The 23,785-nt window shown below is 75.0% G+C and carries 26 protein-coding genes and 1 pseudogene; 9 read left to right on the top strand and 18 right to left on the bottom strand.

Going from position 1 to position 23,785, the window contains the following annotated elements; genetic code table 11:
• The 4 genes from AB0P07_RS24455 to AB0P07_RS24440 all read right to left on the bottom strand — a co-directional run.
• On the bottom strand, window positions 1-332 hold a 332-nt coding region (locus AB0P07_RS24455), incomplete at its 3' end, for an ATP-binding cassette domain-containing protein (RefSeq protein WP_365553909.1).
• Window positions 333-426: 94 nt separating this feature from the next.
• The gene (locus AB0P07_RS24450) at window positions 427-1,269 is read right to left on the bottom strand and encodes a DUF4097 family beta strand repeat-containing protein (RefSeq protein WP_365553906.1); all 843 of its coding nucleotides are present in this window, start codon (window positions 1,267-1,269) and stop codon (window positions 427-429) included.
• A 118-nt stretch (window positions 1,270-1,387) separates the two neighbouring features.
• Window positions 1,388-1,909 (bottom strand): hypothetical protein, encoded by a 522-nt coding sequence (locus AB0P07_RS24445; protein WP_365553903.1) that lies wholly within the window; start codon window positions 1,907-1,909, stop codon window positions 1,388-1,390.
• A gap of 178 nt (window positions 1,910-2,087) precedes the next feature.
• On the bottom strand, window positions 2,088-2,735 hold the full coding sequence (locus tag AB0P07_RS24440; protein WP_365553900.1) for a carbonic anhydrase: 648 nt from the start codon (window positions 2,733-2,735) through the stop codon (window positions 2,088-2,090).
• Window positions 2,736-2,865: 130 nt separating this feature from the next.
• Here AB0P07_RS24440 and AB0P07_RS24435 point away from each other — a divergent pair, with 130 nt between their 5' ends.
• The gene (locus AB0P07_RS24435) at window positions 2,866-3,033 is read left to right on the top strand and encodes a DUF6126 family protein (RefSeq protein ID WP_365553897.1); all 168 of its coding nucleotides are present in this window, start codon (window positions 2,866-2,868) and stop codon (window positions 3,031-3,033) included.
• A gap of 15 nt (window positions 3,034-3,048) precedes the next feature.
• Here the strand turns inward: AB0P07_RS24435 and AB0P07_RS24430 are convergent, their stop codons facing one another.
• Complete coding sequence (locus tag AB0P07_RS24430) at window positions 3,049-3,402, bottom strand: metalloregulator ArsR/SmtB family transcription factor (RefSeq protein WP_365553894.1); 354 nt, start codon at window positions 3,400-3,402, stop codon at window positions 3,049-3,051.
• A 258-nt stretch (window positions 3,403-3,660) separates the two neighbouring features.
• Here AB0P07_RS24430 and AB0P07_RS24425 point away from each other — a divergent pair, with 258 nt between their 5' ends.
• Entirely contained in the window at window positions 3,661-5,055 is a 1,395-nt protein-coding gene (locus tag AB0P07_RS24425) for a GAF domain-containing SpoIIE family protein phosphatase (RefSeq protein WP_365553892.1), read from the top strand.
• An 18-nt stretch (window positions 5,056-5,073) separates the two neighbouring features.
• On the opposite strand, the gene AB0P07_RS24420 is transcribed toward AB0P07_RS24425, so the two are convergent.
• The 5 genes and pseudogenes from AB0P07_RS24420 to AB0P07_RS24400 form a co-directional block, all read right to left on the bottom strand.
• Window positions 5,074-5,502, bottom strand: a complete 429-nt coding sequence (locus tag AB0P07_RS24420; RefSeq protein WP_365553889.1) for an ATP-binding protein — start codon at window positions 5,500-5,502, stop codon at window positions 5,074-5,076.
• 110 nt (window positions 5,503-5,612) lie between these two features.
• A complete protein-coding gene (locus AB0P07_RS24415; protein WP_365553886.1) occupies window positions 5,613-6,932 on the bottom strand; it encodes a phosphatase PAP2 family protein in 1,320 nt (439 codons plus the stop codon).
• 78 nt (window positions 6,933-7,010) lie between these two features.
• Window positions 7,011-7,631 carry a glyoxalase gene (locus AB0P07_RS24410; protein ID WP_365553883.1) on the bottom strand — a complete coding sequence of 207 codons (621 nt, stop codon included), beginning with the start codon at window positions 7,629-7,631 and terminating at the stop codon, window positions 7,011-7,013.
• Between the two features lie 152 nt (window positions 7,632-7,783).
• Window positions 7,784-10,120 (bottom strand): VCBS repeat-containing protein, encoded by a 2,337-nt coding sequence (locus AB0P07_RS24405; protein WP_365553881.1) that lies wholly within the window; start codon window positions 10,118-10,120, stop codon window positions 7,784-7,786.
• 142 nt (window positions 10,121-10,262) lie between these two features.
• Window positions 10,263-11,031, bottom strand: a pseudogene (locus AB0P07_RS24400) (ferritin-like domain-containing protein).
• Window positions 11,032-11,428: 397 nt separating this feature from the next.
• Between AB0P07_RS24400 and AB0P07_RS24395 the strand changes: the two are divergent.
• The 3 genes from AB0P07_RS24395 (at window position 11,429) to AB0P07_RS24385 (ending at window position 13,898) form a co-directional block, all read left to right on the top strand.
• Window positions 11,429-11,632, top strand: a complete 204-nt coding sequence (locus tag AB0P07_RS24395) for a cold-shock protein (protein ID WP_365553878.1) — start codon at window positions 11,429-11,431, stop codon at window positions 11,630-11,632.
• Between the two features lie 283 nt (window positions 11,633-11,915).
• Complete coding sequence (locus AB0P07_RS24390) at window positions 11,916-13,508, top strand: DEAD/DEAH box helicase (RefSeq protein WP_365553875.1); 1,593 nt, start codon at window positions 11,916-11,918, stop codon at window positions 13,506-13,508.
• A gap of 60 nt (window positions 13,509-13,568) precedes the next feature.
• A complete protein-coding gene (locus AB0P07_RS24385; protein WP_365553872.1) occupies window positions 13,569-13,898 on the top strand; it encodes an SCO5918 family protein in 330 nt (109 codons plus the stop codon).
• 2 nt (window positions 13,899-13,900) lie between these two features.
• On the opposite strand, the gene AB0P07_RS24380 is transcribed toward AB0P07_RS24385, so the two are convergent.
• The 5 genes from AB0P07_RS24380 to AB0P07_RS24360 are packed head-to-tail and all read right to left on the bottom strand — an operon-like array spanning window position 13,901 to window position 16,347.
• Window positions 13,901-14,254 carry a DUF952 domain-containing protein gene (locus tag AB0P07_RS24380; RefSeq protein WP_362281903.1) on the bottom strand — a complete coding sequence of 118 codons (354 nt, stop codon included), beginning with the start codon at window positions 14,252-14,254 and terminating at the stop codon, window positions 13,901-13,903.
• On the bottom strand, window positions 14,251-14,820 hold the full coding sequence (locus tag AB0P07_RS24375; RefSeq protein ID WP_365553868.1) for a hypothetical protein: 570 nt from the start codon (window positions 14,818-14,820) through the stop codon (window positions 14,251-14,253). Before AB0P07_RS24375 ends, AB0P07_RS24380 begins: the two co-directional genes overlap by 4 nt.
• A complete protein-coding gene (locus AB0P07_RS24370; RefSeq protein WP_061443493.1) occupies window positions 14,804-15,295 on the bottom strand; it encodes an RNA polymerase sigma factor in 492 nt (163 codons plus the stop codon). The genes AB0P07_RS24375 and AB0P07_RS24370 overlap by 17 nt, the downstream gene beginning before the upstream one ends.
• Window positions 15,296-15,340: 45 nt before the next feature.
• Window positions 15,341-15,961, bottom strand: coding sequence for a class F sortase (locus AB0P07_RS24365; RefSeq protein WP_365553864.1), 621 nt, complete (start codon window positions 15,959-15,961; stop codon window positions 15,341-15,343).
• A complete protein-coding gene (locus tag AB0P07_RS24360) occupies window positions 15,958-16,347 on the bottom strand; it encodes a sortase-dependent protein (protein WP_365553861.1) in 390 nt (129 codons plus the stop codon). The genes AB0P07_RS24365 and AB0P07_RS24360 overlap by 4 nt, the downstream gene beginning before the upstream one ends.
• A 213-nt stretch (window positions 16,348-16,560) precedes the next feature.
• On the opposite strand from AB0P07_RS24360, the gene AB0P07_RS24355 reads away from it, so the two are divergent.
• A complete protein-coding gene (locus AB0P07_RS24355; RefSeq protein WP_365553858.1) occupies window positions 16,561-17,565 on the top strand; it encodes an NAD-dependent epimerase/dehydratase family protein in 1,005 nt (334 codons plus the stop codon).
• A 451-nt stretch (window positions 17,566-18,016) separates the two neighbouring features.
• Here AB0P07_RS24355 and AB0P07_RS24350 read toward each other — a convergent pair whose 3' ends face one another.
• The gene (locus AB0P07_RS24350; protein ID WP_365553855.1) at window positions 18,017-19,129 is read right to left on the bottom strand and encodes a HAMP domain-containing sensor histidine kinase; all 1,113 of its coding nucleotides are present in this window, start codon (window positions 19,127-19,129) and stop codon (window positions 18,017-18,019) included.
• A gap of 2 nt (window positions 19,130-19,131) precedes the next feature.
• Complete coding sequence (locus tag AB0P07_RS24345) at window positions 19,132-19,884, bottom strand: response regulator transcription factor (protein WP_365553852.1); 753 nt, start codon at window positions 19,882-19,884, stop codon at window positions 19,132-19,134.
• A gap of 114 nt (window positions 19,885-19,998) precedes the next feature.
• On the opposite strand from AB0P07_RS24345, the gene AB0P07_RS24340 reads away from it, so the two are divergent.
• Genes AB0P07_RS24340 through AB0P07_RS24330 form a run of 3 tightly spaced genes read left to right on the top strand, consistent with a single transcriptional unit; the run spans window position 19,999 to window position 22,144 of the window.
• Entirely contained in the window at window positions 19,999-20,721 is a 723-nt protein-coding gene (locus AB0P07_RS24340; protein ID WP_365553849.1) for a glycosyltransferase family 2 protein, read from the top strand.
• Window positions 20,718-21,356, top strand: coding sequence for a DUF2064 domain-containing protein (locus tag AB0P07_RS24335; protein ID WP_365553846.1), 639 nt, complete (start codon window positions 20,718-20,720; stop codon window positions 21,354-21,356). The genes AB0P07_RS24340 and AB0P07_RS24335 overlap by 4 nt, the downstream gene beginning before the upstream one ends.
• The gene (locus tag AB0P07_RS24330) at window positions 21,353-22,144 is read left to right on the top strand and encodes a methyltransferase domain-containing protein (protein ID WP_365553843.1); all 792 of its coding nucleotides are present in this window, start codon (window positions 21,353-21,355) and stop codon (window positions 22,142-22,144) included. The genes AB0P07_RS24335 and AB0P07_RS24330 overlap by 4 nt, the downstream gene beginning before the upstream one ends.
• Before the next feature lie 334 nt (window positions 22,145-22,478).
• Here the strand turns inward: AB0P07_RS24330 and AB0P07_RS24325 are convergent, their stop codons facing one another.
• Window positions 22,479-23,732, bottom strand: coding sequence for a molybdopterin-dependent oxidoreductase (locus AB0P07_RS24325; protein WP_365553840.1), 1,254 nt, complete (start codon window positions 23,730-23,732; stop codon window positions 22,479-22,481).
• Between the last annotated feature and the right edge of the window lie 53 nt (window positions 23,733-23,785).

Raw genomic sequence — 23,785 nt, 5'->3', positions numbered from 1 at the left:
TTCTCCTCGCCGGTGATCAGACCGTCCACGGCGGAGAACTGGCCGGTGACACCGATCGCGCCCCGCACGTCCTGCGGGGCGGCGGCGAGGTCGTGGCCCGCCACCTGGGCCTGCCCGCCGTCGGCCGGGACGAGGGTGGAGAGGATCTTGACGGCGGTGGTCTTGCCCGCGCCGTTCGGGCCGAGCAGCGCGAACACGGACCCGGCCGGGATGCGCAGGTCGATGCCGTTGAGGACGGTCTTGTCGCCGTACGACTTGCGCAGTCCCACGGCGGACACGGCGGCGGGTGCCTGCGCACCCGAGACGGTCGTGGGCATGACAGATGAAGGCATGGAGCCCTCCCGTTCGAGGGGATGACGAAGGTGATGACGGGGTGACGGAGGTGACGACCGGGACCGGCGGCGGCCGGAAGGGCGAGCGCGGCGCTCAGGCCTTGGCGCGGCGGACGTCGATGTTGCCGTACCGGGTGCGGGCCTGGACCTTGACGGTCTCCTCGTCCTCGGCGGGACTGCCGGACGCGGCGAGGGTGTTGCGCACCTGCCCGCCGCCCGAGTGGAGGTCGAGCCAGGCGGCCGTGCCCTCGCGGACGCCGACCTCGATGGCGCCGTAGGAGGTCTCCAGCCGGATCTCGCCGCGGGCCACCTCGTCCACCCGCAGGGTGCCGTGGGCGGTGGTGGCGGTGAGCGAGGCCTCGGCACGGCCGACGTTGATGTCGCCGTTGGCGTTCTTCACGCGCAGGTCGCCGTGCGCGACGCCGACGGTCGTGGAGCCGTGCGAGTTCTTCACGACGGCCGGGCCCTCGACGACGCCGACGCGCACGCTGCCGGAGCTGGTGGTGATCTCGGCCGAACCCTCGACCCGGTCCACGGTGACCGAGCCGTGGGAGGCGGTGAGCTGGAGCGGCCCCGTCGTGTCCAGGCGGACGTCACCGCCCGGCGTCTTCACCCGGACCTCGCCGAGCCGGCCCTCGCCGAGAACCTGGGTCCAGGAGCCGACGGTGTCGACGCGCGACCCGGCGGGCAGTTCCACCGTCACGTCGACGACGCCGGTGGGGCCGATGAAGCGGCGCTCCTTCGTGCTGATCGTCAGGACCCCGCTCGCATACGAGACCTCGGTCTGCTCGGCGGCGCGCACGTCCTTGTCCCGCTTCGGGTCGCCGGGCCGCACCTCGACGACCGTGTCGAGCCGGTCGCCCGCGGTGAACCGGACGGAACCGGCGCCCACGTGGGCGGTCACCGCGATCGGCCGGGGAGTGTCGAAAGAAGGCATGGCTGTACCGTCCTCGTGAGTCCGTGGGGTGTCCCCGCTGGTGGGACGTGGTGTGAGCGCCGTGCTGCGGTTCTCCGGCGCGCGAGTGCGAGTGCGGGTGCGGGCGCGGGCCCCGGGTCTAGCGCACCCAGCCGGTGAAGCTCTGTCCGACGCTGCGCGCCCGCTCCGGCGTACGCGGGGCGCCGCCGCCGCCGTCGACCGCGGCCGACACGGCCCGCACCAGCCAGGCGTTGACGGACAGCCCCTCACGGCTCGCGGCCTCCTCGGCGCGCGTCTTGAGGTGGGCCGGCAGGCGCAGGTTGACGCGTGCGGTGCCGCCCTCGTCGACATCGGCGGGCGCCGGCGCCTTGAGCGTCTCGACGGGCGCGGCCGGCTCCGCGGTGCCACCGCCCTCGGTGGGCGGCGGTGTCACCACGAAGTCGGGCTCGAGCCCGCGCAGCCGTACGTCGACCGAGCCGGGGGCCAGCTCGCGGGTGATCTCGTCCATGGCGGCGGAGAGCACGTTGAGCATGGTCAGCCGGGTCGCCGACTCCAGCGGAGCGATGAGCCGCTCGGCCAGTTCGCGGGCGTCGTCGCCACCGGCTTCGGCAGCCACCGCGAGCTCGCGCCGGAGGGTGTCGACATACGGAGTGAGGTCCATGACGTCATAATGGCACCACAATGGCGCCATACGCAAGCCTCACTGGCACCGGAGCTGGGAGGACGGGATCAGCCACCCCTCCGACCTGCACAGATGCCCGACAGAGCGAGGTGCACCACCGTGGCACCATGAATGGCGCCATGGAGACGCGAGTGGCACCACGGAGGCGCGAGTGGCCTCAGGCGCTACGGGTGCCGTTCGCCTCCTCCGGGAGCCCGTGGGCCGCCACGCGCTTCACCGTCCCCCCGGCCAGGCGGTAGGACAGGCCGACGACCGCGCACCGGCCGGCGGCGACCTCGTCCGCCAGCAGCGCCGAGCGTCCCACCAGGCCGTCCACGCTCCGGCGGATGTGTTCGTCCACGAACCGGTCGATCCCGTCGTCGCCCTGGGCGCGCGCCGCGAGCACGCTCGGGATCACCCGTTCCACGACGTCCCCGATGTAGCCGGCCGGCGCGGTACCGCCGAGCACGGCCTCGGCGGCCGCGGTGACCGCGCCGCAGGAGTCGTGCCCGAGGACCACCACGAGCGGCGCCCCCAGCACCTTGATGCCGTACTCGACGCTGCCCAGCGCCTCCGCGCCCGCCACGTGGCCCGCCGTGCGCACCACGAACAGGTCGCCCAGACCCCGGTCGAAGATGATCTCGGCCGCCAGCCGCGAGTCCGAGCACCCGAAGAGCACCGCGAACGGACGCTGCCGCGGTGCCAGCTCCGACCGGCGGTCGGCGTCCTGATTGGGGTGCAGGCGGTCACCGCTCACGAAACGGGCGTTGCCCTGCAGGAGGGCCGCGTAGGCCTCGGCGGGGGAGGAGGGGCTCAGATCAGGCATGGGAGCAAGGTACTGGCCCGACCCCGCAAGGACGTGCAGGCGGGTACAGTGGAAAGGACTTGCAGAGTTCTGCAATTCATCAATTGCTTGACTCCTTACTTCCCCCACGGGCGGACGAGAGGTGATCGGGATGCCGGTTCCGTCGTCGGGCGGCGGGGCACGCGACGAGCGCGACACCTCCGAGCGCCGGTTCGAGCGCGGTGTCGCCCTGCGGGCGGGCTTCTACATCTTCGGCACGCATCTCCTCGCCGGTTTCCTCTGGCTGCTCTTCTACGTGGGGGAACACGCCCACAAATGACCGGGCACCGCGCCGCTAGGCCGGTGGCGGTCCCGGCTCGGGCTGTCCGGCCCGGAGGTCCGCGAGCAGTTCGGCCTGCCCGGCGAGCACACCGGAGAGGATGCCGCGCGCGACCCTGAGCAACTCGGCGATCTGAGGGCTGGTCAGGGAGTAGTACACGTTCGATCCCTCTTTGCGGGACACCACGAGGTTCGCCCGGCGCAACACCGCGAGCTGCTGGGAGAGGTGGGCCGGCTCGATCCCCACCTCGGGCAGCATCTCCGCCACCGCGTGCTCGCGCTCGCTCAGCAGCTCCAGGACGCGGATGCGCGCCGGGTGGCCGAGCGTCTTGAAGAACTCGGCCTTCAACTGGTACAGCGGCGTGCTCATCGTGCCCTCAGCTCTCTCGCGCCGCGGCGACCCGCCCCGGCCGGCCCGCCCCGGGCGCGTCGCGCCCGTCCCGTCCTCATCAGCATGCCGCCCATCCTCGCCCGAGCCACCCGTCAGGCCGAATCCGCCGGGGCGAACTCCGTCCCGCCCGGCCGGGTCCGCGTTACTCCGACCGGCTGCGGACGGACGGCGACCGCCCGCCCGCCGGGCCACAGTGGGCGGAAGGCGATCCGCACGGCGGGAAACGAGGCACGCGCGATGGCGGAGGAACGGCAGCGCTCACCGGACGGAGCGACCTCGGCCGACGAGAGCTCCGAGGCCGGCCCGGACGAGCCGTACGCCTCACTCCTCGACCTGCCGCTCAGCTCCGACCTGAACCGGATCGGCGAGCAGCTGCACGCCCTGGCCCGCGCCCAGGGGACCCTGCAGGGGTTGCTCCAGGCCGTGGTGAACATCACCAGCGAGCTGGAGCTGCCGGCGGTGCTGCGCCGCATCGTGCGCACCGCCATGGACCTGGTCGGCGCCCGCTACGGGGCCATGGGCGTCCTCGACCAGGACGGCAGGCTCCTGGAGGAGTTCATCCCCCTGGGGCTCACCGCCAAGGAGCTGGGGGACCTGGAGGGCGTGGAGCTGCCGAGGGGCAGGGGGCTGCTCGGGCACCTGATCCACCACCCCGAGCCGCTGCGGGTCAAGGACATCTCGCACCACCCGGAGTCGGCGGGCTTCCCGCCCGGACATCCGCCGATGCGCAGCCTGCTCGGGGTGGCGATCAGCGTGCGCGGCCGGATCTACGGCAACCTCTACCTCTCCGAACGCAGGGACGGCCGGCCCTTCGACCGGCACGACGAGGGCGTGATCCGCGCGCTGGCCGGCACGGCGGGCGTCGCGATCGAGAACGCCCGCCTCTACCAGCAGGTCCAGCACAGCAGCGAGCAGTTCCAGCGACTGCTGCTGCCCCGCCTGCCCGACCTGCGGCCCTTCTCCGCCGGCGCGGCCTACCGCCCGGCGAGCGCGCCCGCGGCCGTGGGCGGCGACTGGTACGACGCCATGCTGCTGCCCGACGGAGCCTGCGCGGCGGTGATCGGCGACGTCGTGGGACACGACCTGCGGGCCGCGGCCGACATGTCGCAGATCCGCAACATGCTGCGCGCCCTGTACTACGACCCGAGCGCCCCGCCCAGCACCTCCCTCGCCCGGCTCGACCGGATCATGAACGCCGCCCTGGACGAGGCTCCCGTCGCGACGGCGCTGCTCGCGCGGCTGGAGCCCGCCGACGGTGTGTGGCAGCTGCGGTGGTCCAGCGCGGGACACCCGCCGCCGCTCGTGCTGCTGCCCGACGGGCGGGTGCACTACCTGGACGTGGAGCCCGGACTCCCCCTCGGGGTGGCGCCCGAGCTGCCGCGGCCCGACCACTGTCGGCCGCTGCCGGTGGACAGCACCGTCGTCCTGTTCACCGACGGTCTCGTGGAGGTCCCCGGCCAGCCGCTGGACCGGGGCCTGGACGCCCTGGCCGTGACCGCCTCCCGGCTGGTGGGACTCGCGCCCGACGAGCTGTGCCGTGCCCTGGTCACCCACCGGCCCGGCAACGGACACGACGACAAGGCCGTCCTCGCCCTGCGCACTCCACCCCTGACCGGCTACGGCGCCTCGTGAACCCGGCCGGTGCGCACGTCACAGGGGGAGGGTGACCCAGATGCTCTTGCCCCGGCCGTCGCCGTCGCCCCGGACCACCGCGGTGCCGCCCAGCTCGCCGGTGAGCTCCATGACGGTCGCCAGGCCCCCTCTCCGGCGGCCACCGGTGCCCGCGCCGTTCAGCCGGGGCCGGTGGGGGTGCCGGTCGTGCACGGCGAAGGCCAGGCAGTCGTCGCCGACCGCGTACGTGACGGTCACCTGCTCGCTGAGCGGCGACGCGTGGCGGACGCTGTTGGTGACCAGCTCGCTGAGGATCAGCAGGGCGGGTGCCACGGCGCGGTGCCCGGGGTTCACGCCCCACTCGGCGAGCGCCCGCTCGGCGGTTTCCCGGGCCACCCGGACCGCCGGGGGCGTCGCCGGCAGGGTGAGCACGTGCCGGTGGGGCAGGTACTGGAGCAGGGGGCTCATCGCGTCTCCACAGGAGAACCGGGTCCGCGGCTACCTGCGGACCCGGGCCCCCAGCATCCAACGACTTGCCAACTTTCGCAATTCAGCAGTCCTGCGGCGCTCGGGCCGCCTCAGGCCGCCCCAGACCGTCTCAGTCCGTCTGAGGCCGCCTCGAGTCGTGGTTCCGGTCGCGTCGGCGCCGCCGCGGTCGCCGGTTCCCACCCCTTCGTGGTCCGTACGTAGCCGTGGACCACCGAGGCCATCGACAGCAGCAGGAGCGGCCCGAAGACCCACGGGTGGCGGGCCATCTCCAGCGGTACGAAGCGCGTGGCCGTCAGGATCGCGGCGAACACCACCACCCCGTGGGCGACCAGCACGGTCCCCGACCGGTCCCAGCCGCGGTCCAGGGCGCGCAGCCCCGCCTCGACGGTGACCGCGAACACCACGCCGGCGACGAGGTCGATGGCGTAGTGGTAGCCGAATCCCAGCGTGGCGGTGAGCGTGGCGACCAGCCAGAACGCCCCCGCCCAGCGCAGGACGCGCGGCCCCTTCCGGGAGTGGATGAAGATCACGACCGCCCACGCCGTGTGCAGGCTGGGCATGCAGTTGCGGGGGGTGACCCCGTCGTACGTGAAGGGGTGCGGCGCGCCGATCGGCGGCAGCGTGTGCGGCCACAGGTCGGCGATCGCCCACTCCTCGCCGCCGGTGCCGAAGGCACCGGTGCCGTAGGCGAAGACCGGGCCGACCACCGGGAAGATCATGTAGACGCCGGGTCCGAGCAGACCTATCAGCAGGAAGGCGCGGACCAGGTGGTGGCGCGGGAAGCGGCGCTCGGCGCCCACCTTGCGCAGCTGGTACAGGGCGACGACGGCCGCGGCCACCGCGAGTTGGGCGTAGACCCAGTCCAGCAGGTGCTCACCGACCGGGCCGGTGGCCTCGACGGCCCGGCCCATCAGCCAGGACGGGTTGCCCAGCGCGTGGTCGGCGGTCGCCACGTACGGGTCGAGGACGTCCGGCCGGGTCTTGGAGGTGATCAGCAGCCAGGCGTCGCCGGTCTTGCGGCCGGCCACCAGCAGGAGGCCGAGCCCGGTGCCCTTCAGCAGGAGGATCCGTTCCGGGCCGGTGCGCCGTGTCACGGCGACGACCCCGCAGCCCAGGACCGCCCACAGCGCGCCGTTGCCGAAGGTGTGGGTGCCGGACGCGGGGGCGTCCGCCGCCCACCGCACCAGCGCGACGGCGAGATCGATGCCGACCGCGGCGGCCGCCGCGACGAACCGTTCCCGCCAGGTCAGGACCACCATCGTGAGCGCCAGACCGGCATAGAGCAGGGGCCCCGACGCGGGGGCGAACACCAACTCCCCGGCCTGGTTGGTCATCGGCCCCGGCAGGCCGTAGCGGCGCGCGGCGATCTCCAGGGCTATGAGGAACGCGAGGGTCGCCGCACCCGCCACGGCCCAGAGTCTCGTCCGCGTCCCGCCCCTGGGTATTCGCGGAGTTTCCCGTGATGACATGCACAGGAAACTAGCCCATCAGTGGCTGGGCTCCGGCTGCCAGGCGAAGCCGTCCGGGTCGGCGAACGGGCGGCTTCCGCCGGAGACGACGAGACGGTGGGATCCGGTGCCCTCGGCGGCCACGCCCGCGACCTTGGCGAGAGCACGGCGCTTGTAGAGGGAGAGCTTGACGGCGCCCGGGCCGGTGGCGAACTCGACGTACTTCCCGCCGAAGCTCTTGCCCACGGTCAGGCCCTGCTCGACGTAGAAGCGCTTGGTGGCCTTGACGTCCTCGACGCCCAGGAGGAGCACGATCTCCTCCACGTCGCGGGTGACCGGGACGGTGTCCTTCTTCGCCGAGGTCGCGATCTGCCAGACCGTGCCGTCCGGCGCCTGCACCACCCCGCCGTAGCCCCACAGCGACTTCGCGGCGGGCTTGAGGACGGTGGCGCCGGCGTCGACCGCGGCGGTGAAGAGCGCGTCGACGTTGCCGGGCTGGGCCACCACGAGGGACAGCGTGAAGCCGCGGAAGCCGGTCGTCGGGCTGTCGCAGGCGCACAGGCGCACCCGCGACCCGTCGAGTCCGAAGGCGTCGGAGTAGAAGCGGGCGGCGGCCTCGGGGTCGGCCACTTCGAGGGTGACGGCGTCGATGGAGTTCATGTCCTCGAAGGTAGGAGTGGCCGGGCCCGCGGTGCTTCTCGAAAACTGACGGACCGCCCCGCCCCGCCGAGACGCCCTCCCGCCGGGCGGACTCGGGCCGTGCACGGGACGGCCGACGGCGGGGCCCCGCGAGACCCCGCTGTCCGCCCGCGTCAGGCGAAGAGGTTGTAGTCCCGGCGCTCCATGAAGAACCAGGAGACCTCGGCGCGGCCCGCGAACGGCGTCCGCCAGGCGCCCGTGCTCTTGTACAGGTAGGGGTCCTGGTCGTTCGGCCGCACGTCGGTCGCGTACAGGTCGGCCCGGCCGTCGCGGTCCGCGTCGCCGATGCCCACCAGGTGCTCGTAGGTGCTCCAGCCGCCGCCGATCCGGGTCCGGGGTGCGAAGCGGCCGTCGCCGTAGCCGAGGTAGAGCCACAGCACGCCGGAGCGGTCGCGGGCGACGAGGTCACCGGCCGGGGCCCCGGCGATGTCACCGGTCGCCGTGATCTGGTCGTAAGCGCCCCAGCCGCCGGTGCCGATCTTCACGCGCTCGGCGAAGGGGGACCGCCAGTTCCCGGTGCCCTTGTACAGCCACAGGGCGCCGGAGGTGTCGGTGGCGACGAGGTCGGCCCGGCCGTCGCCGTTCAGGTCGCTGCCGCCGGTGATCTGCCGGTAGACGTTCCAGCCCCCGCCGATCCGGCTGCGGGAGGTGAACGGGGAGTCGGCTTCCCCCTTGCCGAGGTACAGCCAGAGCACGCCCGAGCGGTCCCGGGCCACCAGGTCGCTCACCGGGGCGCCGCCGAGGTCGCCTGCGCCCTCGATCCGGTCGTAGACGTTCCAGCCGCCGCCGACGAGCTGCTCCGGGTTCTGGAAGTAGGTGTCCTGCTCGCGGGAGTCGAAGGTGTCGTTGAGCCACAGCCGGCCGCCCGTGTCCCGCGCGAGGACGTCGGGGGCGCCGTCCCCGTCGTAGTCGTGCAGGCCGGGCTCGCGGGCGACCGTGAAGGTGCCCGAGGAGACCAGCACCGGGCCGATGCCGTTGAGCGGCCTGGCCTCGATGCGCCAGGTGTAGGGGCCGGCTCCGGCGGCGGAGTACATGCCGCGGGTGCCGTTCCACTCCACGTCGCCGTCCCAGTCGAAGCGGACGCGGTGCGGGTCGCCGTACCCGGTCGACAGGGGGTACACGTCGGCCCGCTTCACCTCGCCGGTGCGGGTGTTGCGCAGCGTGATGTCCATCGCCACGTTGACCCGGGACAGGCGCCACTCCAGGCGGAACCGGCCCTTGTTCCGGTCGAGGTCGACCACGTCGGGGATGTCGTCCCCGAGCAGCGTCACCTTCGTCGGCTCGCCGCTGCTCGCCACGCGGGTGGCGACCGGCGCCCCGTCGGCGCCGGGGACGATCCGGTACAGGCCCTCGCCGCCGGCCGCCGTGCCGCCGCTGACGTAGAGGGTGCCGTCGGGTGCCGTGGCCGTCTGCCGCGTGTGGTCGAGGAGCGTGCGGGGGGCGCCGGTGACGAGGGGACGGGCCATCAGGGCGTACAGCGGGTCCGGGTCCTGCGCCGTCAGTTCGCTGCTCACGCCGTACGTCACCCAGTCGCCCACGAGGCCGACCCGCACGTCGCCGGACGCCTGCCCGATCGCGAAGCGCCGGTCGGTGCCGGTGCCGCGCGGGGCGACGACCACGTGGCTCCTGCCCTGGGCGTCCGTCTCGGCCCAGGCCACGTGCGTCTCGGAGAGGGTGACCGAGGCGGGGGCGGAGGCCGTGTCGTGACGCCGCACGACGGCACCGTCGGCCAGGTCGACCAGCGCCCACTGCCAGCTGTCCGCCGTCTTGTACGTCAGTACGGCGCGGTCGGGAGTGGCCGCGACGACGTTCGGGTTGTCCGCGTCCCGCGGCAGACCGGTCACCGTGCGCCCGGCCGGTGTGCCGTCCACCGCGTCGACGAGGTGGACGTCCTGGCCTCCGGCGTCGTTCGCGGTGCCGACGACGAGAGTGGTGCCGACCGCGCCGAGGGACTGACCCGAGGGTCCGAAGTCGTCCGGGTCCACGACCATCACGGACTGCTTCGTCCGCATGTCGCGCAGCTCGACGCGGCCGTCGGACAGGAGGAGCACCACCGCGTCCGACGCCTTGGCGCCCAGCGCGACCCAGGCGGACCGGCCCTCCCTCGGGTCGGTGGTCGAACCGTCGGCGAAGCTGGTCCAGAGCACGTCCGCGGCACCACCCTCGCCCCAGGTCAGGAACCCGGTCGAGCCGACGCCCGCCAACTGGCTCCGGCCGGCCGGGTACGGCACCGCCGCCTGCCGGGTGTCGTCGGCCCCCGTCGCGGCGAGGTTCGTCGAAGCGGACGCGGACAAGGGCGCGGAGGCCGGCGCGGACGCGGATACGGCGGCCTGCGCGGAGGCGCGTGCGGACGCCGGGGCGGCCACGGCCTGGCCGCCGGCCGACACGGTGGCGAGCACGGCGGCGATCGCCACGGTCAGGCGCAGCCGGGAAACACGAGAACGGTGCAAGGTACGGTCCCTCCCCTGTAGAAGACCGCGGCGACGGACGGACGCACACGGCCGGATGCGCGCGGGCGACCGGTGGGCCCCCCAACCGGTACGTCGCCTCACGCGAAGATCCGCTGGAGGATAGCAGCGCACTTTCCGGAGGTCACCGGTGTTCCCGCCCGGCGTCCGGCGCCCACTCCCCGCCGGCGCCGGTCCACGCGTCCGGTCGCGGGGCGAGCACGGCGCGGACCACCTCGGCGGACGAGGCCATGACGTCGGTCGTGAAACGGCGCCGCCCGACACCGAGCCGGCGCAGCCCCGCGCCGTGGTCCACGGCGACGACCACGGTGGCGGCGAGCAGGAGCAGCCGCCAACAGCGCCGGCACGGGGCGGCGCGTCACGGCGGGGAGCCCGGCCAGCGAGTCGGGCAGCCGCTCGCAGTGGAAGGGGACGTGGCGCCGCTCGTCGGCGAGGATGCGGCCCGCCACCTCCGAGGTCAGCGCGTCGTCGGTGCCGTCCCTCAGGGCCCGGTAGTACCGCAGTGCCACGACCTCGGCGATCATCAGCTCCAGCAGTTCGGTGCGCAGGCCCAGCAGCCGCCGCAGCCGTACGAAGACGGTGTCGCTCCGGTGGCCGCTCAGCGTCGGCCTGCCGCCCGCGGCCAGCAGCCGGGCGAGGAGCCGGGCGTGGTTCTGCTCCTCGGCGACGAAGAGCAGAACCACCCGCGCATAGTCGGCGTCGCCCGCCTGCTCGGCCTTGGCGACGAGGTTCGCGCCGTCCCCGTCCTCGCCGACCTGGAAGCGCTGGACGCCCGCCCACACCGCCCGGTGCAGCACGGCGCCCCGCGCCCAGTCCGGGTCGCCCTGCGCCCGTCTGCGCTCGCGCTCGTCCTCGAAGTGCCGTGTCCACTCGGCGACCCCGGCCGTACCCACTCCCCGCCCCCTCCCCGGGGCACGGCCGCCGTGTCCCGGAGGGAGACGACGCACCCGGACGCCGCACGCCCCTCGGCCCCCTCGGCCCCCTCGGCCACCGGGGCGCCGGGTGCACCGCCCGTCCGCACCGACGTGTCCTATGTCTCGGTACGGGGGTGACCGCACCCCCTCACGGCGCTATCCGCCGCGCAGGCGGGGAAAATCGCCCCTCGGCCGGGGAATATTCCCGGACGGCCGCCCCGGGCCGGATTTTCGCCGGCACCCGCTCGATCACGGCGTGCTACTGTCGAGGGAAGTTGCAGTTGTGGTTGCCTGAAGGTTTTTCCGACGGGGTGATCATCACGGCGACCGGAGTACACACAGGGTGAACTCCGAGCACCGTACCGAAGGAGAAAACATGGCTTCCGGCACCGTGAAGTGGTTCAACGCCGAAAAGGGCTTCGGCTTCATCGAGCAGGACGGCGGCGGCCCCGACGTCTTCGCCCACTACTCGAACATCAACGCCCAGGGCTTCCGTGAGCTGCTCGAGGGTCAGAAGGTGTCCTTCGACATCGCGCAGGGCCAGAAGGGCCCGACGGCCGAGAACATCACCCCGGCCTGACGCTCTCGCGCACTCCGCAGCTGGGGCCCGCACCTTGGGGTGCGGGCCCCAGCTCGCCGCGTTTCCGGGCGCACGGCGCCCCGCGGGGAGCACGGATTCCGCCCCGCGCATTCGTTTTCACCGCGTTCCACGCGTCCCCCGCGTTCACCGTATTCACCAATTCTCCCGGTCCGCTCGGCCTGCCGAGCCGAAATCGACCGGGCCGGCTCGTTCTTGCGATTCCCTGCGCCGCTCGTCCGCTGCGGGTCTCCCTTGATACGTGCCGTATCGAGGAAGGTTCCCCATGAACCGCGCACGCACCAACGACCGCCGACGCTCCGGCGACGGCTCCCGACGTACCGGCGACGGCCCCCGGCGCTCCCGTTCGGCGGGCCGCCCGCAGAACTCCGGCCGCCGCCCCGCCGCCGCACCCCAGGGCGGCGAGTTCGCCCCGCCCAAGACGATCACGCCGGCGCTGCCCGCCGTCGAGACCTTCGCCGAACTCGACCTGCCCGCCCGCATGCTGACCGCGCTCGGCGACCAGGGCGTGAGCGTGCCGTTCCCGATCCAGGCGGCGACCCTGCCGAACTCCCTGGCCGGACGGGACGTGCTCGGCCGCGGCCGCACCGGCTCGGGCAAGACGCTCGCCTTCGGCCTGGCCCTGCTGGCCCGTACGGCCGGCAAGCGCGCCGAGCCGCGGCGTCCGCTCGCCCTGATCCTCGTCCCCACCCGTGAGCTGGCCCAGCAGGTCACCGACGCGCTCACGCCGTACGCCCGCGCCGTGGGCCTCAGGTCGGCCACCGTGGTCGGCGGCATGTCGATCGGCCGGCAGGCCGGGGCGCTGCGCTCCGGCGCGGAGGTCGTCGTCGCGACGCCCGGACGGCTCAAGGACCTCATCGACCGCGGCGACTGCGCCCTCGGCGACGTCACGATCACGGTGCTCGACGAGGCCGACCAGATGACCGACATGGGCTTCATGCCGCAGGTCACCGCGCTGCTCGACCAGGTCGCGCCGGACGGGCAGCGGATGCTGTTCTCGGCCACCCTGGACCGCAACGTCGACAAGCTGGTCCGCCGCTACCTGACCGACCCGGTGGTGCACTCCGTGGACCCGTCGGCCGGTGCGGTCACCACGATGGAGCACCACGTGCTGCACGTGCAGGACGAGGACAAGCAGCGCGCCACGGTCGAGATCGCGGCGCGCGACGGCCGGGTCATCATGTTCCTGGACACCAAGCACCGGGTGGACCGGCTGGTGAAGCAGCTGCTGAAGAGCGGCGTGCGCGCCGCCGGGCTGCACGGCGGCAAGTCCCAGCCGCAGCGCACCCGGACCCTCGCCCAGTTCAAGGACGGGCAGGTGACGGCGCTGGTGGCGACCAACGTCGCGGCCCGCGGCATCCACGTCGACAACCTCGACCTGGTCGTCAACGTGGACCCGCCCGGCGACCACAAGGACTACCTGCACCGGGGCGGCCGTACGGCCCGGGCCGGCGAGTCCGGCAGCGTCGTCACCCTGGTCACGCCGGACCAACGGCGCGACATGACCCGCCTGATGTCCCTGGCCGGCATCACCCCGCAGGTCACCCCGGTCCGCTCGGGCGAGTCGGAGCTGGCGCGCATCACCGGTGCGCAGCCCCCCTCCGGAGTCCCCGTCGTCATCGCCGCACCGGTGGTGGAGCGCCCCCGGCGCGCCGCCTCGGGCTCCGGCTCCTCGTCCCGCGGCCGCCGCGGCCGCTCCTCGGGACGCGGCGGCGGGCAGGGGGCCGGCGCGTCGAACCGCACGGGCGCCGCCCAGTCCCGCACCGGGCAGGGCCGGCCCACCGGCGACACCCCGCGCCGCAGGCCGCGCCGCCAGTCCACCGGCGGTGCGGCGGGCTCGACCGGCACGGCGGCCTAGGACACTTCCGGCACACCCCCGGGGACGGCCCCGTCCGTCCCCTCCCCCTGTGGAGGCATCATGCGCTGTGTCATCGCCCGGTACCCGTTCGACCTCACCAAGGGCGGGGTGGTGGACTCGATGAAGGGCGTCACGCCCGAGCCCGTCACCGGTGAGTCCGTGACGATCGGCCGCCGCCGCTACCCCGTCAAGCAGGTGGGCGAGGTCGTCACCCGGCAGGACCGCCGCGACTTCTCCGGCGGCGAGGTGGTCCGGGCGATGACCCGCCTCGGCTTCACCTGCCACCCCGCCCCGGGCGCCGAGCCCGCGCCGCCGGCGCCCGCCGCCACAGCGGTCGAGACGGCGTCCGCGCTGCTCGGCGGCGACCCCACGACGCCGCGGGAACTCTGAACTCAGCGCAGCCCGGTGGCCCGGCCCCCGTCGTCCCAGTGGACCTCCAGCACGCGCCGGACGGCCGCGCGGTCGACGGGGCCGAACACGTGCGGGAAGAGCGTGCCCCCGGCGACGCCGGGCGGTGGGGCGGGGTCGGCCGGCTCCCACACGCACCGTGCGGTGAGCCGGTCCTCGTCCAGGAGCAGCGCCACCAGTGGCCGGGGCGCGTCGCGGTAGTACGCGTTGACGACCGCGAGGGTGGTCTCCTCGTCGGGCGAGCAGTGGACGAAGCCGTCGTCCGTCAGAGAGGCGGGCGCGTACGGGCGGCCGGGGTCGGCGTTCCAGTCGGCGAGCGGCACCACGTGGTAGATCATCGGCCTGTTGTAGCAGCCGTCTCCGCCGCGCCGGCGGTGCCGTCGTGCTCCGAGGGGCCGGGGGTCGAGGGTGTGGGCCTCACGTCGCCGGGTGCGCTCGACGGTGCCCGGCGTACGGGCCGGTCGCCCGGTTCGGCCGACGGCGCGGACGCGGGTGGCGCGGAGGGCGACGGCGTGGCGGCGGTCCTTGCGGGGGCCTCGGTCGGCAGCTCGGGGCTCGGACCGGGCGTGCGGCCGGCGTCGCGGGTCGGGGCCGGACTCGGTGAGGCCTGCGGCGTGGGACCGGCCGGGGCCAGCGGTGGCGCCGGGCTCGCGGGCGGGGCGGGGGACGCCCACTGCAGCGGCAGCACGATCAGGGCGGCGACGGCAGCGGTCGCCGCGGCACCGGCCGCGGCACGCAGCAGGCGGCGGCGGGACGCCGTCCGGCGGATCGCCTCGTAGCGGCCCGGGGGCGCGCCCAGGAAGTCGGCGCCCGGACGCAGCAGGACCAGCAGCGGATCGTCTCCGTCCGGTCCGAACCCCGGCTCGTCCCGGTCGTCCGGTCCGTCCTCAAGGCGTGTGATCAAGGCTTCTCCTCAGGTGGACGCGGAGCAGTTCGCGGGCCGCGTGCAGATCGGCCTTGACGGTTCCTTCCTTGCGCCCGGTCGCCGCGGACACCTCCCGGATCGGCATGTCGGCGTAGTAGTGGAGCAGGATCGGCACGCGCAACCGCTCCGGCAGGGACTGTACGAGCAGCCGCACCGAGGGATCGGCCTGTTCGGGGTGCGGGCGCACCGCGACCTCCGCGGTGACCCGGCGCACCGCCCGGCGCTCGCGCTCCAGTTTGCGCCAGTGGTCCCGGACCAGATTGGCGGCGGTGACGTAGAGGAAGCCGCGGGGCTCCTCCACGGACGTCCAGCGGGCCCAGAGCCGGGTGAACGCCTCCGAGGCGATCTCGTGGGCCGTCTCGTCGTCGTCGACGAGCCGGCGGCACCAGCCGGCGAGGCGCGGATACAGGGCGGCGAACAGCTCGGACGCCGCCCTGTCACGGGACCGTTTCAACGCTCTCCATGGTCGTGAGGGTAGTGCGGTGCGCGCCCGCGGGCGCTACGCGCCCTTGGTGGCGCTCAGTTCGGCGAAGACGATGACGTTGTCCCGGTACTCCTCGCCGTCGCGCGGGCCGCCGCAGGTGATGAGCCGCAGCTCCGGCCCCGCCACGTCCCCGTAGACGTCGTCCGTCGGGAAGTCGGCCTTCTCCACCGTCCGTACGGCCGTGACCGCGAACTCCGCTGCGGTGCCGTCGCGCAGGCGTGCCTCGATCCGGTCGCCGCGGTGCAGCCGCGCGAGGTGCCGGAAGACCCCGTCGCCGTACCGGCCTACCGTGACGTGGCCGAGGATGACCGACGGCCCCACCTGACCCGGGGTCGGCGAGTGCCGGTACCAGCCGGCGCGGTCGTCGTCCGTGACGGGCGGGACCTCCACCGTGCCGTCCGACGCCAGCCCCAGGTCCATCACCGGGGTGTCCACCCCGAGGGCGGGGATGCGCAGCCCCACCGGGACCGAGCGCGCCAGGGGACGCGCCGACTCGGCCGGTGCCCGCTCGCGCGGCGCGGTGGGGGTCGCGGTCGCCGAGGGAGCGGTGTCGCCGTCCCCCTGGGCCCCTCCGCAGCCGGCGAGCAGCACGGCCAGGGCTGCGGTCGCGAGGACGCGGCCGGGGCGCCGGATCATGCGCCGGTCGCCGCCGCCCGCCGACGGCGTACGACGAACAGGACGGCGCCGCCCGCGATCAGCACCCCGCCGGCACCGGCGCCGACGAGCCCCTGGTCGGTGCCCGACGTGTCCGCGGGACCCGCCACCCCGGTGTCGGCCGGGCCCTCGGGCACGACGGAGACCTGGCCGTCGGCGGGCGCCGGGGCCGGTGCCCGGGTCGGCTCCTGAGCCGGGACGCTGACGGAGGGCACGGGGGTCGCCTCGGTCGGTTCGGCGGTGGAGCTCGGGGCGCTCTCGGCGGGGGCGGAGGGGGCCGGGCTGGGGTCGTCGGCGAACGCGGGGGCGGTGCCCGCCAGTACGGCGGTGCAGGCCAGGGCCACGGCACTGAGGATGGTTCGGCGCATCGGGTCGCTCTCTCTCGTCGTCGGCGCGTCGGCGCACCGCGTGGGGGTGCGGGACGGATCGGACGGAGAGACGAGGCGGGGGCCGAGCGGGTTGTAAAGGAATGGCAAAGCCGCCCCGTCCGTACGGGCTCGGCCAACGCCGCCCTTACGAACCCGTGACGTGCCGGTCGGGGCGCCCGGTCCCGCGGCCCGCGCGGACCTAGCGTGGGGCGCATGCGCGTACTGGTCACCGGCAGTGCCGGTTTCATCGGGTCCCATGTCGTCCAGGCCCTGCGGGAGCACGGGCACGAGCCCGTCGGCTACGACGTCCGCGAGGACCCGGGCGCCGACGTGCGCGACCCGGCGGCCCTCGCCCGGGCGCTGGACGGCGTGGACGCCGTGTGCCATCAGGCGGCGATGGTCGGTCTCGGCAACGGCTTCGCCGACGCGGCCGAGTACGTCTCCCGCAACGACCTCGGCACCGCCGTCCTGCTCGCCGCGATGGCCGGTGCGGGCGTCCGGCGGCTGGTGCTCGCCGGGTCGATGGTCGTGTACGGGGAGGGGCGGTACGCGTGCCCCCGGCACGGCGTGGTGCGGCCGGGACCGCGCGCCGTCGCCGACCTGGACGCGGGCCGGTTCGAGCCCGCGTGCCCGGAGTGCGGCGCGGACCTGTCCCCCGGTCTGGTCGGCGAGGACGCCCCGGCCGACCCGCGCAACGTGTACGCCACGACCAAGCTGGCCCAGGAGCACCTGGCCGCCGCCTGGGCCCGGACGACCGGTGCGACGGCGGTGTCGCTGCGCTACCACAACGTGTACGGCCCCCTGATGCCACGCGACACCCCCTACGCCGGAGTCGCCTCCTTCTTCCGTTCCGCGCTGGCCCGCGGCGAGGCCCCGCGCGTCTTCGAGGACGGCCGCCAGCGCCGGGACTTCGTGCACGTGCGGGACGTGGCCGCGGCGAACGTCGCCGCGCTGGAGGCCGCCGGGCCGCCCCAAGGCGCCCTCAGCGCCTACAACACCGGCAGCGGTGAGCCGCACACGGTGGGCGAGATGGCCGCCGCCCTGGCCGCCGCCCACGGCGGCCCCGAGCCCGTCGTCACCGGCGAGTACCGCCTCGGCGACGTCCGCCACATCACGGCCGACTCCACCCGCCTGCGGACCGAACTGGGCTGGCGCCCCCGGGTGGGATTCACGGAGGGCATGCGGGAGTTCGCGCGGGCGGGCCTGCGCGGGGAGTGACCCGACTCGGGGCCACGCCTCCGGGACCGCGGGACCGTCCCCTGCCCGCACCGCGCGAGAAGGTGCGTGTGGCCGGGGCCGTACGCATGACCGGGGCCGCCGGGCCTGCGCGCCGGAAAGGGCGCACGGGGGAAGAAGCGCGCGGCAGGCAGGCCGTCCCCGGTCGCGGAGTCGGCAAGCCTCACCGCCGGGATCACGCGCGCCCGGGCCCCCCGGGGCGAGCACGTGCGTGTGGCCGGAACCGTACGCATGACCGGGGCCGTACGCATGACCGGGACCGTACGCATGACCGGGACCGTACGCATGCCCGGGGCCGCCGGGCCTGCGCGCCGGGAAGGGCGCGCAGGGGAAGGGGCGCGCGGCGGGCAGGCCGTCCCCGGTCGCGGAGTCGGCGAGCCTCACCGCCGGGATCACGCGCGCCCGGGCCCCCCGGGGCGGGTCCCGTGCCCGGTCAGGCCTCCGCCAGCGGCAGGGTCACCTCGAAGCGGCAGCCGCCGGGGATGTTGTGGACGGTGGCGCGACCGCGGTGGGCCTCGACGATGCCGCGGACGATGGCGAGGCCGAGGCCCGCGCCGGCCGGGGGCGTACGGGCGTGGGTGCCGCGCCAGCCGGTGTCGAAGACCCGCGGCAGGTCCTCCTCGGGGATGCCGCCGCAGCCGTCGGTCACGGAGACCACCACGCCGTCGGCGGACCGCTCGGCGGCGACGGCGACCGTGCCGTCGGCGGGGGTGCGGCGGATCGCGTTGACCAGCAGGTTGCCCAGAACCCGGCTCATCTCCTTGCCGTCCACCTCGACCGGCACGGCCGCCACCGCGTCGCCGACCAGCCGTACGCCCTGCTCGCGCGCGAGCGGGTCCGCGCCCGCGAGGGCGTCGCCGACCAGGTCGTAGAGGGAGATCCGGGCCGGGGTGAGGGCGAGCGTGCCGGCGTGGATGCGGGAGAGTTCGAAGAGGTCGCCGACCATGTCGTTGAGGCGTTCCACCTCGGCGCGGATCTGCCGCAGGTAGCGGTCGGGGTCGGCGGCGACGCCGTCCTCCAGCGCCTCGGACATGGCGCGCAGACCGGCCAGCGGCGTCCGCAGGTCGTGCGAGATCCAGGCGACCAGTTCGCGCCGGGAGGTCTCCAGGGCCCGCTCCCGCTGCCGGGACTCGGCGAGCCGGGCGCTGGTGGCCGCCAGTTCGCGGCTGAGCGCGTCCAGTTCGGCGGTCGCCGGTGTGGTGGGGGCCGCGTAGCCGCCGTCGTAGCCGAACGACCGTGCCGCAGCGGCCAGTTCGCGACTGCGGGCGACCACCCAGCGGCCCAGCAGCAGCGCGGTGGCCAGGGAGACGACGGCCGCCATCGCCACGACGGTGGTGACGACGGACAGGTCGTGCGGGGACAGGAACATCGCCCACGCGACGGCCAGCGTGCCCGCGAGCATCGCGAGGACGGCGACCGCCGCCACCACGGCCAGCGACGCAGTCAGCGAGCGCCGCCGGATCAGCCGCAGCACGGCCGCGCCCACCAGGCCGGTGGCGGCGGCGCCGGCGAAGGCGTACAGGGCGATGAGGAGGGTGGCGTGCACGGTCAGTCCGCCTCCCGGCCCGCGGGGTCGAAGCGGTAGCCCACGCCCCACACCGTCTGGATCAGCCGGGGCCGGGCCGGATCGTCCTCGACCTTGCCGCGCAGCCGCCGGACGTGGACGGTCACCGTGGACAGGTCGCCGAAGTCCCAGCCCCACACCTCGCGCATCAGCTCCTCGCGGGAGAACGCCCGCCCCGGATGCCGCAGGAAGAAGGCGAGGAGGTCGAACTCGCGCAGCGTCAGCGCCAGTTCGGTGCCGTGCTTGGTGGCCCTGCGGGCGGCCGGGTCGGCGGTGAGACCGGCGGCGGACGGCGGGCGCGGCGCCGGGGCGGGCCGGGTGCGGCGCAGCACGGACTCCACCCGCAGCACCAGCTCCCGCGGGCTGAACGGCTTGGTCACGTAGTCGTCGGCGCCGACCTCCAGGCCCAGGATGCGGTCGTCCTCGTCGCCCCGGGCGGTCAGCATGACGACCGGCACGGGCCCCTGTCCCCGCAGCCGCCGGCACACCTCCAGGCCGTCCATGCCGGGCAGCATGAGGTCGAGCACCACCAGATCGGGCCGGCGCGCGGCGGCCCGGGCGAGCGCGTCCGCACCGTCCCCGGCCCGCTCGACGCGGAATCCGGCCCGGTCGAGATACCCGGCGACGACCTCCGCGACGGTGGGATCGTCGTCCACGACGAGGATCCGCGCGGGGGCGGCCGGGGGTGTGGCCGGGTGTGTGGCCGTTCGGGTGCCGTCGGGGGGCTGCTGGTGCATGCGCCCAGCCTCGCACCGCCCGTCCCCCGGCGTCCCTGCCGAACGGGTCCGGAACACCGACGTCCGTGTTTCGTAAGGAGTGGGAGCCCGATTCGTCCGGTTCCGCTTCGTAGGGTGAACGCCGTGACCACCTCGCCCGCTCCGGACGTCGATGTCGTGCTCCCCTGCCTGAACGAGGCCGGGGCCCTTCCCTGGGTCCTGGCCCGCGTCCCGGCCGGCTGGCGCGCGCTCGTCGTCGACAACGGCTCCACCGACGGCTCGGCGGACCTCGCCCGCTCGCTCGGCGCCACGGTCGTGACCGAGCCGCGCCGCGGTTTCGGCGCCGCCTGCCACGCCGGTCTGACCGCCGCCACCGCCGACGTCGTCTGCTTCTGCGACTGCGACGCATCCCTCGACCCGGGCCTGCTGACGCCGTTCGTACGGGAGATCCGCGCCGGCACCTCCGACCTGGTGCTCGGCCGTCGCCGACCGCAGGCCAGGGGCGCGTGGCCCGTGCACGCCCGCGCCGGCAACCTCGCCCTCGCCCGGATGCTGCGCCTCCGCACCGGTCTGCGCCTGCACGACCTGGGTCCGCTGCGCGCCGCCCGCCGCGAGCGGCTGCTGGCCCTCGGCCTCACCGACCGGCGCAGCGGCTACCCGCTGCAGATGGTGGTGCGGGCCGCCGACGCGGGCTGGCGGGTCGCCGAGCACGACGTGCCGTACCTGCCCCGCACCGGCGCCTCCAAGGTGACCGGCACCTGGCGCGGCACCTGGCACGCGGTCCGGGACATGCGCCGCGTCCTGGCCGAACCGCCTGCGATCCGCTCGGGCGCCGGTGAGGGGAGTGGCGTCCGGTGACCGCCGACACGACGCTCCTCGTCATCGCCAAGGAGCCGCGTCCCGGCCGGGTCAAGACCCGGCTCACCCCGCCCTTCACCCCCGTCGAGGCGGCCGCGCTGGCCGAGGCGGCCCTCGCCGACACCCTGGCCGCCGTGGCCGCGGCGCCCGCGCTCCGCCGGGTCCTGGTCCTCGACGGCGCCCCCGGCCCGTGGCTGCCGCCCGGCTTCGACGTCGTACCGCAGTGCGCGGGCGGCCTCGACGAGCGGCTCGCGGACGCGTTCGGCGGGTGCGCCGGTCCGGCCCTGCTCATCGGCATGGACACCCCGCAGGTGACGCCGGACCTGCTCGACGTGGACCTGCGCGACCACGACGCCTGCTTCGGCCCGGCCGAGGACGGCGGCTTCTGGGCCCTGGGCCTGGCCCGGCCCGAACCCGCCCTCCTGCGGGGCGTTCCCATGTCGGCCCCGGTGACGGGGGCCGCGCAGCGTGAGCGGCTCCTGGCGGCGGGGCTGCGGGTACGGGACCTGCCGCGCCTGCGTGACGTGGACACCGCCGCCGACGCCCGCGCCGTGGCCGCCCTGGCCCCGCACGGCCGGTTCGCCGCCCGGCTCGCGGCCTGCACCCCGGCCGCGGACCGGCGGGCGGTCCGGTGACCGGGGCCGCGCGACTCGTCCCCGGCCGACCGGCCGCCGCCCGCGCCTGGGAGGCCTCCGACCCCTACGCCGCCGCCCTGCGCTCGGGACGCGGTCCGCTGTTCCTGCGCCGCACCGACGGCTGGCTGCTGCCGCTGGACGTGGAGCGCTGGTGCGCGCGGGCCGACGCGGTGGACCTGGAGGTGCTCGACCGGTGCGAGGGCGCCGTGCTCGACGTGGGCTGCGGGCCGGGCCGGCTGGTGGCGGAACTCGCCGCCCGGGGCCGGACCGTCCTCGGCATCGACGTCAGCGAGGCCGCCGTCGACCGCACCCTACGGACCGGGGGCCACTCGCTGCGGCGCTCCGTCTTCGAGCCGCTGCCGGGCGAGGGCCGCTGGGGCACCGTCCTGCTCATGGACGGCAACGTCGGCATCGGCGGCGACCCCCGCGCCCTGCTCGCCCGCGTCGCCGCCCTGCTCGCACCCGGCGGCCTGCTGATCGCCGAGACGGCCCCGGTCGAGGTCGACGAACGCGCCCACGTGCAGGTCGTCGACGTCCCCGACGGCCACGCGGCGTCCGGCGCCCCCTTCCCCTGGGCCCGGATCGGCACCCGCGCCCTGCTGCGCCACGCGGGCGGCACCGACTGGCGGAACGCCGTTCAGTGGACGTCGGGGGAGCGCCGCTTCGTCGCGCTGCGCAGCAGCAGCCGCCCGGCGAGCAGGAGCGCCGAGCCGCCGAACAGCACCGCCGTGATCAGCAGCCAGCGGGCGAGGAAGCCGTCCGCCGACAGCGCGGCCACCGACCGGTAACGCGCGTCCACCCGCCCGCCGATCAAGGGGAACCACACCAGCAGAAGCAGCCCCGAGAAGGCTGCCGGGACCCGGACGTACGGCACCCAGTCACGGCGGCGCACGGCCCCGAGTCCGCGCACGACGGCCCGGTCGGCCCCCGCGTACAGCGGCAGCAGCACCAGGTCGTGCAGCAGCGCCGCGCCCACGAACCACAGCGCCACGCCGAACCAGTCCCCGGCGAGCAGCCGCACCCCCGCATACCCCGCCAGTGCGAACGAGCAGCACAGCAGCAGGATCTGGAAGGGACTGCCGATCGAGGGCCGACGCGGCGGCCACAGGCTGCGCACGAGGTTCATCCCAGCTCTCCGAACGTCATCCGGGCCACCCACTTGGTGTTCAGCACGCCGGGCGCGGCGGGCACGATGATCCGCGCCGGATAGCCGTGATCCGGGCTCAGCGTCTCGCCGTTGACGGACAGGGCGAGCAGGGACCGCGGGTCGGCCACCTGGTTGGCGCGCAGGGCCCCGTGGCGGAAGGCGCCGCGCCGCTGGAGAGACTCGACGAGCACGTCGGGCGGGTCGCCGTCGAAGCCGACGAGCGCGGCGAGGTCCCGCAGCCGCACCCCGCGCCACCACTGGTCGGAGGTCGACCAGCCCTCGACGCAGGCGATGGGCAACGCGGCGCTGTGCAGCGGCAGTCGGAGCAGGTCGGCGCGGGAGAGGCGGACGGTGCCGGTACGGCCCACGACCACGAGCCGCCAGGCGTCCTCGCGGGTCTCGGCCGGCTGGATGCCGGCGTAGGCGGCGGTCTTGTTGACCTGGAAGCCGTTCGGGCCGCTGCCCGGCTCGGCCCCGCCGTGCGGTGCCAGCAGGGCCGTGGCCCGCGCCGCCCCGTCGAAGGACCGCCCGGCGCTGGTGGCGAACAGCAGCAGCGAGGCCCCGCCGACCGTCCACAGCGCCCCGCGCCGCGACACCGTCGGCGCGTCGGGCCGCGGCGACCGCAGGCCGTCCTCCGGCTCCCGGGCGTCCCCCGCGCGCATGCGCCGTACGTTGCGCAGCGCGGCCGGCGCCTTCAGCACGGCGTGCGCGACGAACGCGGCGAAGAAGACCCAGGCGCCGTAGAAGTGCAGCGGGTAGAAGGAGCCGGGGAAGAGGTAGTCCAGCTGGATGTTGAGCACCCCGGTCACGAACTCGAACAGGGCGCCCCCGACCAGCAGCAGCAGCGAGATCCGCTCCAGCGCGTGGGCGAGCGAGCGGGCCGGCGGCAGCGTGAACAGTCTGGGCACCACCGACCACAGCTTGGCCAGCAGCACCGGGATCAGCACCAGCCCGAGGGTGACGTGGACGCCCTGCGTGAGGCGGTACAGCCAGGGCGGGTCGGTCGGCCAGGCGAAGAGGTAGAAGCCGAGGGCCCCCTTGTCCGGGGTCTTGTCGTTGACCGGCGACAGATCGGGGTTGTAGGCGGCGTACGACAGCAGCCCGGTCGCGAACAGCACGGTGATGCCGACGAGCAGGACGAGGCCGAGGACCGACGTGAACCAGGGCCCGCGCAGGGGGCTGCGCCAGAAACCCGGGGAGGAGGGAAGCCGTGGGGCGAGGTCGCGCATGTCCCGACCGTAGGCCGACGGACGCCCTCCGCACGGTGCGCGACCCATGACGA

The sequence above is a fragment of the Streptomyces sp. NPDC085944 genome (assembly GCF_040686295.1).
GTDB lineage: Bacteria > Actinomycetota > Actinomycetes > Streptomycetales > Streptomycetaceae > Streptomyces > Streptomyces salinarius.
This window is presented reverse-complemented; position numbering and strand designations above follow the sequence as displayed.